Source organism: Photorhabdus hainanensis (assembly GCF_018448965.1).
Taxonomy (GTDB): Bacteria; Pseudomonadota; Gammaproteobacteria; order Enterobacterales; family Enterobacteriaceae; genus Photorhabdus; species Photorhabdus akhurstii.
On record NZ_RCWD01000128.1, the window covers coordinates 1 to 624 of the forward strand.

Here is a 624-nt window from a genome sequence, read left to right on the forward strand (position 1 = left end):
GCGTGCTTAAGGCGTCCAGCGTCAGGTTATGGCCTGCGGTTATCTCGGTGTGACCGTCTTTACCGGCATTTTTGACGTCACTGGCGGTTAATTGCACATTGTTGATGGCGCTCAGCGATAAGGCGCCCTTATCGTTCCGCACATAGATGCCTGCCGGACGGTCTAACCAACGGTTAGCCTCATCCCCGCGCATGGTCGATGCGCTGGTGATATCGTGGCCTGTCAGAGTCACCCGGTCATCGCCCTGAATCCGGCCGCCCCGGTTGGTGAGCGTCTGTTGAGCTGTCAAATCCACTTTGCCGCCGCGAATAAAGCCGCTGTTGGTCAGATTGTTGGCGGTCAGTTGGGTGACGTCACGCCCGCTAATTGTGCCGCTGTTAGTGATATCGCCCTGACTGTTGAGCGCCACGGTATTCCCGGCCAGCAAGGCACCGTCACTGCTCAGGTCGCCCTGACGGACGCGGGCATAAACCTGCGGCACGGTGACCACCTCGGTTGTGCCATCCGGCAGGGTCACGGTTTGATTGGTCAGCCAGATAATATCCGAGGTCAGCAACGCCATCTGTGCCGGGCTTAAGGCGACGCCCGGCGTTAATTGCTGCTGTTTGCCAAAAGCGACACCGG

At 59.0% G+C, this 624-nt stretch carries 1 pseudogene; it reads right to left on the bottom strand.

Annotated features, from left to right (window positions below):
- Positions 1 to 624 (bottom strand): annotated as a pseudogene (locus tag EAE92_RS24185) (hemagglutinin repeat-containing protein); the annotation flags it as partial.